Annotated in this window: 7 protein-coding genes; 5 read left to right on the top strand and 2 right to left on the bottom strand. The window is 48.7% G+C overall.

All coding sequences use genetic code 11. From position 1 onward, the window contains the following. Positions 1–206: 206 nt before the first annotated feature. Together SWH54_13380 and SWH54_13375 are read right to left on the bottom strand one after the other, a co-directional pair. Complete coding sequence (locus SWH54_13380; GenBank protein ID MDY6792248.1) at positions 207–887, bottom strand: peptidoglycan DD-metalloendopeptidase family protein; 681 nt, start codon at positions 885–887, stop codon at positions 207–209. 12 nt (positions 888–899) lie between these two features. Beyond that, positions 900–3,362 carry a radical SAM protein gene (locus tag SWH54_13375; GenBank protein MDY6792247.1) on the bottom strand — a complete coding sequence of 821 codons (2,463 nt, stop codon included), beginning with the start codon at positions 3,360–3,362 and terminating at the stop codon, positions 900–902. Between the two features lie 122 nt (positions 3,363–3,484). Between SWH54_13375 and SWH54_13370 the strand changes: the two genes are divergently transcribed. The 5 genes from SWH54_13370 (at position 3,485) to SWH54_13350 (ending at position 8,417) form a co-directional block, all read left to right on the top strand. Next, positions 3,485–4,273: an IclR family transcriptional regulator gene (locus SWH54_13370; GenBank protein MDY6792246.1), complete on the top strand. Its 789-nt coding sequence runs from the start codon at positions 3,485–3,487 to the stop codon at positions 4,271–4,273. Between the two features lie 67 nt (positions 4,274–4,340). After that, on the top strand, positions 4,341–5,207 hold the full coding sequence (locus SWH54_13365; protein ID MDY6792245.1) for an ABC transporter permease: 867 nt from the start codon (positions 4,341–4,343) through the stop codon (positions 5,205–5,207). A 3-nt stretch (positions 5,208–5,210) separates the two neighbouring features. Continuing rightward, complete coding sequence (locus tag SWH54_13360) at positions 5,211–6,008, top strand: ABC transporter permease (protein MDY6792244.1); 798 nt, start codon at positions 5,211–5,213, stop codon at positions 6,006–6,008. A 30-nt stretch (positions 6,009–6,038) separates the two neighbouring features. Then, a complete protein-coding gene (locus SWH54_13355) occupies positions 6,039–7,202 on the top strand; it encodes an extracellular solute-binding protein (protein ID MDY6792243.1) in 1,164 nt (387 codons plus the stop codon). Between the two features lie 138 nt (positions 7,203–7,340). Beyond that, positions 7,341–8,417 (top strand): ABC transporter ATP-binding protein, encoded by a 1,077-nt coding sequence (locus SWH54_13350; protein ID MDY6792242.1) that lies wholly within the window; start codon positions 7,341–7,343, stop codon positions 8,415–8,417. Positions 8,418–8,423: the final 6 nt, after the last annotated feature.

Here is an 8,423-nt window from a genome sequence, read left to right as displayed (position 1 = left end):
GGTGTAAAAGTCATCGAATTGACAAAGAACAATGAAACTGAATTACTTTATCGTAACATTTGTACTACTCTAAACGAAAATGAATTTAAAAAAGCAGCATAAGTTTTCGCTCAATTGGGGTGTTATTGTGCTACTAGAATTAACGTCTACCTGGATTGCCTGTAGATAATACTTCAGCTATATTTATTATTCGATATGTCAATATATCAAGAATTGCCCCGGAACCCGACAATAAACAAGGGTATCGGCGAAGGGCAGAGATCGTTTATTTCCACCAGATCTTTTTCAGTGCAATATCCTTTGGAAACATAACTCATTTCCAGGCCCTTGCCAGTGATCACCTGGATATGCGTGTGGTGGAACCAGTTACCGTTTTGGTGAAAATCACCGATCTCGGCAAATGCCACGCCGGCCGGAAAGGTTTTGCCGGCCGGCGGCAGGCGATCTTTGCACAGGTGTCCGTAAAAGCTGTAAAAGGTCTCAAAATAGGGGCTTTTGTGCTTTAAAAGTACGTACCCGCCATAGTTTCCTTCTCCACTTTCGTAACCGCTTTCTGAGACAGTGGCATCCAGCGGCGCATGCAGTGGCGTGCCCAGGTCCACGATTACATCCAGACCCAGGTGGATGAATCGCTGGTCGGCCACCATCTGGGGGCAGTCTCCGAGCAGGGTGTCGCGCCGCTCCAGATAGGGAGAAATCCCCCAACTAAATTCCGCTCCCATCTTCTCATCCAAGATTCGTTGGAATTTTTCCTGGTTTCTCACCTCCAATCCTTTGAGCAGCGGACTGTTGTTTGAAAGATCGGCAATAAAAGGATCTCCTTTCAGCTCGGGAAAGACAGGTCGGTGTTTGACTTTTTTGCTGTAAAGCAAAAACGGATAATACATGAGGCCTCCTGGTTACGATAATGCAAAATCAGTGGTTTTCATCAGGCCGGAAATCGATACGACCGGTTTGCCGTCTACATCTTCCTTAATATCCTCGGGCCAGGTGAAATCCGGCGATATGGCCTTAAAGTATGACAGTTCGTAGGGAAGCAGTTTAACCTTCAGATTTCCATCTTTACCGATAATGGTGGATGACAAACCGAAATCCACCTCACCCAAGACCGTGCGAATAATATAGCGGGGGATTTCCCTGCCGCTGCCTTCCCGGCGCACCCGTGTGGCAACGTCCACCACATCGTAAAGTGCCACCGGATTTTTTATATTCCAGCGGTCTTGGATGGGAAGCCCGGCCACATAAAGATGATGAAATTCAATGCCGGCTTTCCGGCAGCCATAGGCAAGATGGTGAATGGCCTCCGGGGTGTCATTGATTCCACCCAGCAGAGGCGTGTTGTTATAAACGGTAATGCCCTTGTTGCTCAGCAGACGGGTAAGCCGAGTATGCTCCGGTTGAAATTCCTCAGCAACCAGGAATTGGGTTTCAATTTCCAGGCGCAGCGGATTGACCATGGTCAGTTTGTTCAGGTCGGCCAGTTTGTCGATTACCACCGGGGTGTAGCGTTCCGGTTGATAGTTGAAATTCAGGCTGCGCAGTCGCACGGCATTCACATGGGGGAAATTTTTAAGCGTCCCGATGATTTTTCTGATTCGGAACAAGGATTCGGTAGCGTCTTTTTCAGAAACGATTACCACGTCGGTAATTCTTTCGTCATCCCGGATATAATCCAGATCCGATTCGATACATTCGGTGTCAATTTCAACCCGGGTTTCATGGACGCGTGAAATGGTTTTTGATCCGGTATCGACAATAGATGGCGTGATTTTTTCACCGCTGAATACCATCGGCAGAATCGTATCAGCACTTTCCGGTTGCGTGGTCGCACCTCCGGCAAGTACAGGCGCCCTGTTTCCCAGAAAAAGCGATTCATCGCCGATTTGTGCCATGTATTGAATATCGATGGTTCCCTCGTCGTTGACCCGGATATTTTCCAGTTCATTGGCAATGGGTGCGAATCGCTTAAAATAGCCCGGTGTGTAAGGCGTTCGGATCCACATGAAGTTGTCATTTTCCGCCACCGGCTCCACGGCCCAACCGCTGGTGTGCCAGTCCATCTTGCCGATGGGAGTGGCCGTACATATTCTGGGAATAACCCGATCAGACATGTGTGCCCGCAAATAGTTGCCTGCCTCCAGGCCTTTTGAAATCGGTGTCCAGTATACGCTGTTTCCATGGATGGGACTGCAGGGGATGTAAATATAATGGAGCTCGGCGCCGGCACCACGCAGCAGACTGAACAGCCGGACCAGTTCGGGGCCTTTATCGTTGCAGTTGTTCAAAAACGGTGTCTGCACGTAAACCGCAATGCCGCTTTTTACCAGTTCGGTGATGATCATCAGGCTCTGCGGGGATATTTCATCGGGATGGATGAAATGGGTGGCCACTTCCATCCGCTTGCCGCGCTCCTGGAGTTCCAAATTTTTTCGTTTCAAGTAACCCAGCAGCTTTGAATCGTTAGACAAGAATAGGTGGGGATAGTACGAAATGCAACGGGTCGCCAGGCGCAGGGTCTGGACATGGTCGATCTCCATCAGACCATCAATGGCGCAGGCCATGTTGGTCCGGTTCATGAATGGGTCGCCTCCGGTGATTACGATTTCTTTGATGGATGGTGAATTTTTCACGTGGGCCACCGCCTTTTTGACATCCGCCGGGGTGGGATTGGCTTCGTTTCGTGTTTCCTTGTGTTTGCGGAAGCAGAACCTGCAGTAGACCGGACAGCTCATATTGAGTAAAAAAATGACCCGGTTCTGATACATCTGTTCCAGCAGTCCCTGGTGGAACTGACCGATCCATGTGTTGGTGTGCCCGGCATCATCCAACTCCTGGATAAAAGGCAGGTACTGATAGGCCACATCGCCGGACACCCGCATCTGGCGAATGGTGTGCATGGAAAGCCGCACCGGATAGGTATCGATCACTTTTTGCATATCGCCCCGATCCGCTTCCGACAACTTGATATTGGCCATTTTTTCCAGCTGTTCGGTTGACTTTATCGATGTGAACCGATTGCCCGGAAGCACGACTTCCAGAATTGCCACCAGCAGCAAATGGGGCAATTCTACTCCATTGATGCTGATTTTTCCGGTACCATCCGCTTTCCCAAGCAACATGAGCAGTTCTGAAAAAAATCCTTTGGGATTGTTGTTATACTTGCAGGCGTTGAGCAGCCTTGAAAACTTCGTTCGTCCGTCACCCGTCTGAACAATGGAATAAAACGCTTTCCCCACCAAGCTCTTTTCCGCAAAGTGGCCTAAAAAATCTATAAGAGCCTCAATCAGGTCTGAGAGAGGTATGTGGTTCTCTTCATCCGAATTCTCAAAAACAATCGTCATTAATGTATTATTTTGCAGCATGACCCCTCCTCATTCACTAAATAAAAATTAGTAGTTGACATTTGTTCTGAAATCTGCATTATTAACTATAATAGTAAAAGCATTTCTATTATAGTGCACCTATTAAATCATCTTTAAACGGAATGTCAAAAGAAAAATACTATTTTTCGAAATCGCTGGAAAAGGGGTTGAAAATCCTGTCTCTTTTCAACAGGGAAACCCCGGTATTGACCCAGAGTGGAATTGCCAAGACGCTGGATTTAAACATGACTTCAACCTACCGTTACATCAACACACTGGTAGAGCTGGGGTACCTGGCAAAAGACACAAAAACCAAGGAGATCCGGCCATCCATACTGTGCCTGCTGTTTTGCAACAATTTGATGCGGGCCACCGACCATTTGAAGATGATCAAGGAGGTGGTGGACCGGATCCACAGAGAGAAAAATATCAGCATCGATGTGCACTTTGCAGTGGATGACATGTTGGTGCGCATCTATCATCGTGAGGCGGAAGAGACCCTTATTTACAGTTTGCCGGATTTTTCCAAAAACTGCTTACACAGCACGTCATTGGGGAAAGCCTATCTGTCCAGCCTGCCTGACGATCTGATCGCTGAAAAGATCGACAAGATGATTCTGGTGGCCAAAACCGAAAAGACGATCGTGGACAAGGAGGCGTTGATTTCGGAAATAAAAAAAACCAAAGCGCGTCAATATGCCATATCCGTGGAAGAGTATCTACCCAATTTGATTGCTATTGGGGCGCCCTTGTACGATCCTCTGAGCGGGAAAGGAGTCGGTGCGGTATGCTTTGACTTTTCAGTACTGCAACACAGTGCAAAGGACATCCAAGCAAAGTATGGGGACATGATCAGAGAAACGGCCAAGTCCCTATCCGGGCTCCTGCCGCCAGGTAAAAACCGCAGGTAGGTAAAAACAGCCTTATAGAACGTTACAGTTTGCATATTTTTTAATCAATTCACCAGGGAAACACACCATGAAACCTGAAAAATGGAAACCATGGGCGCTGCTGGCGCCTTCTTTGAGTGCAGTCTTTTTTCTTCTGGTCATACCGGTTTGTTTTGTGGTTGTATACAGCTTCTGGCTGCGCGCACCTAGCGGAGCGGACATTCCCGCCTTCCAGTTCGGGAATTACGCCAAGTTCTTTGAAGATTTTTTCTATCCTATAATTCTCCTTCGAACCATTCGTATCTCTTTTGAAACCGTCCTGTTATGCGTGGTCATGGGGTATATTCCCGCCTATTTTTTTTACCGCAGCGAAAATCGCTATAAACAGGTCTTCCTTTTGCTCATCATGCTGCCGTTTTGGGTCAGCTTTATCATCCGCACCATGAGCTGGATCAACATCATGGGTGATTCGGGCCTGATTAACCACTTCCTGTTGAAAATCGGACTGATTCAATCCCCCATATCCATGCTTTACAATGAATTCACCGTGCTTATGGGTTTGATCATGTATCTCCTACCATTCATGATCCTTAACATATATGTCAGTTTAGAGGGCATCGATAAGAGTTTGCTAGAAGCCGCACGCTGCATGGGCTGCACCGAATGGCAGGCGTTTCGTGAGGTGACGCTGCCCTTGAGCCTTCCAGGTCTCAGCGCCGGCTGCTTGCTGGTTTTTGTTTTGACGGCGGGCACTTATTTGCCACCCATGATACTGGGCGGTCCCGGTAACGAAATGATCGCCAATCTCGTTTTCAAACGAATTATCGGTACACTGGACTGGCCGTTCGGCTCGGCCATCAGTGTCATCCTGCTTTCTCTATTGTTTGTGATCGTATGGACCTACAACCGATATTTGGGAATCAACCAGATTTTTAAAAGTCTTCAGGGAAATTAGACCATGAAACAATTCTCACTGGGATGGACATTAATCAGAGTTTACACGTTCCTCGTGTACGTATTCATGTTCGCCCCCATCGTCGTGGTTATGGTATTGGCGTTCAATCCCAAACAGTTCGGCATTTTCCCCATGGAAGGGGTGAGTTTCCGTTGGTTTATCAGGCTGGCTCAAAATGAATCGATCATTGACGCCTTTACCAACTCTATTGTCCTGGGTTCGCTGACTGCAGTGATATCTACCGGCATCGGGATTCTTGCCGCTATGGCATTTATTCGTTTTGAGTTTCCCGGCAAAAACACCCTCAACACGCTGCTGTTATCGCCGATCATGATTCCGGAAGTGGTTTTAGGCGTCGCATTGCTGCTGTTTTTACGATGGCTCCAGCAGCCCAAGAGTTTTGCCCTGCTGGTTATCGGACACGTGGTGCTGACCCTACCCTATGTACTGCTGATTGTTCAGGCCCGCTTGGTGGGCATTAAAAAAGAATATGAGGAAGCGGCAAAATCACTGGGTGCCAATGCATTTCAAACTTTTAAGGAGATTACTTTTCCGTTATTACTACCGGCCATACTGGCCGGTGCTCTTTTTTCCTTTACCATTTCGTTTGATGATATTACGGCGACCCTGTTTTGGGCAACGGCACAGAATCAAACGGTTCCAGTGAAGATTTTTAGCATGTTGAGAAATTCCATCAGCCCGGAAATCAATGCGTTGGGTGCGGTGATGATCGTGCTGACCGTCGCCACCCCGCTGCTGGCAGGATATCTATCCCGGAAGTTTTCCAAAGTAAAAACATAAACTGACAACCATCTACTGAAAGGAGGCACAATGGGCAACATTACCATAGAAAAACTGGATAGGGTATACGATGCGTATAAAAACGGCAAAATCAGCCGGCGTCACTTTCTCAAATATCTCGGGCTTGCCGGTGCATCGATCGGGCTGGTGGGATTGCCCTTTGGAAACGCCGTAAAAGAGGCATGGGCGGCCAAGTCCATCCGCTTTGACGGATGGGGCGGCTCTACCTCTGAAGCCTTTCGAAAATACGCCTTCAAGCCTTTTACCAAAGCCACGGGCATCAAGGTTATCGATGGTGAATTCGGTGACATGAACTCCTACCTGACGCGAGTTAAAGCGTCCTACCCACCGGGTGGGGAGTTTAATATCGCCCATCTCAGCGCCGTTTTCGACTATGCGCGTTATGCAGAGTTGGGTTTTGCCTCGGTGCTGGATGAATCCAAAATTCCCAACCTGAAAAATGTCATGGCCGCCATGATTAAACCCCTGCGGAAAATCACCAAAGGAACCCTGTCGGCTGTGCCGTATGATTTGGGACAAACCGGAATCGCTTACAATACCAAACATATCAGCAAAAAAAAGGCTGAAAAACTGGGTGCTTCCCTGCTGTGGGACAAAAGCTTGAAAGGCAAACTGGGCAGTTGGGGCGGTGACTTCAGGACCAATATGTGGTACGCCGCGTTGCATACCGGCCAAAGCCCCAACAATATGACCAATCTCAAGGCCATATGGGCGGCTTTACGTGAGCAGCGCGGCCTGATGAAGAAATATTGGAGCTCCGGTGCCGAGTTGATGAGCCTGTTGGCCAACGGAGAGATCTATGCGACGGTGGCCTGGTCCGGACGGGTGGCCGCACTTCAGCAGGAAGGTCATCCCATCGGTTACCTCTCTCCCAAGGAGACCTACTCCTGGATGGAATATCTGTTTGTCCTCAAAGGAACCGATCTTAAGATCGCCCATAAGCTGCTCAATTTCATGCTGGAACCAAGTGCGGCCATCGCTGTGGCGGAAGGACAGAATTATCCGCCCAGCCTGGATCCAACCAAGGTTAAATTGACCGAAAAGATCAAGAAGATGCCGGCCTTCGATCCCACCGGAAAACTGGACGGTTATCTGTTTGCCAATCCGTCTTACTGGAATGCCAACCAGTTGGAATTCACCGAAAAATGGGATCGAATCAAGTCAGGCAGTTAGATCGACATTCGATAGATGGGTGTTGGTATAGGCCATATGATTGCCGGGGTCGGACTCTCTTAAGTGGAAGATGTCCGACCTCGGCACTAGAACAACGAAGGGAGACTGTATATTTTGACGACGGACAAGAAACAGCCCATGGTACAGTTTAAAGGCATTTTGAAACGGTTCGGCAAAGTGGTTGCCGTTGAAAAAATGGATTTTAACATCGAAGAAGGGAGTCTGGTGACGCTGCTGGGTCCTTCCGGATGCGGAAAGACCACATTGCTGCGCATGGTGGCCGGGTTGGAGGAGCCCACCGAGGGTGATATTTTCATCAAGGGGGTCCGGATCAACGAAATACCGATCCACAAGCGAAACCTGGGAATGATTTTTCAAAACTATGCCTTGTTCCCCCACAAGACCATCTTTGAAAACGTGGCCTTTGGTTTGAAATACAGAGATGTACCCAAAGAGGAGATCAAAAAAAAGGTGACACGGGCATTGGAGATGGTTCGTCTGCCAGGGGTTGAAAATCGAATGCCGAACCAGCTTTCCGGAGGCCAGCAGCAGCGCATCGCTATGGCCCGAGCCATTGTTATTGAGCCGGATGTGTTGCTGATGGACGAGCCTCTGTCCGCGCTGGACGAGAACCTGAGAGAAGAGATGCGGCGGGAGGTAGACAACATTCAGCAAATGCTCGGTGTCACCACCATCTTTGTCACCCATGACCAGCGCGAGGCATTGAGCATGTCGGATCAGATCCTGGTCATGAAAGATGGTCGCAAACAGCAGGAAGGCAGCCCCAAATCTGTCTATAACGAGCCGGCCAACCATTTTGTAGCTGATTTTCTAGGCCACTCCAATTTCATTCAAGGCCAAGTCGTGGATGTCGACCCGCATCGCATAGACGTCCAAATTGAAACCGGTGATGTCCTCTTTGCAGAAAATAAAGGCGGATTCTCCAAAGGCGATCAGGTGGAAATGATCGTCCGCGCACAGCGGTTTGATGCCTTTCCCCAGGATGAATTTGAGCCGGAGGAGGGAATGAACCACTTTCAGGGCCGCATTAAAGACCGCAGTTACATGGGCGGAGAAGTCAGCTATTTCATTGAACTGGGTACCGACCGTGAAATTCATGTCATCAGTATGATGAGAACCCGCATCTACAACATCGGCGAAGACGTCAGCGTCCAGGTGTCACCGCAACACTGCCATCTGATTCCCATTCAATGATATGCC

This window comes from Thermodesulfobacteriota bacterium (genome assembly GCA_034189135.1).
Lineage (GTDB): Bacteria > Desulfobacterota > Desulfobacteria > Desulfobacterales > JAUWMJ01 > JAUWMJ01.
This window is presented reverse-complemented; position numbering and strand designations above follow the sequence as displayed.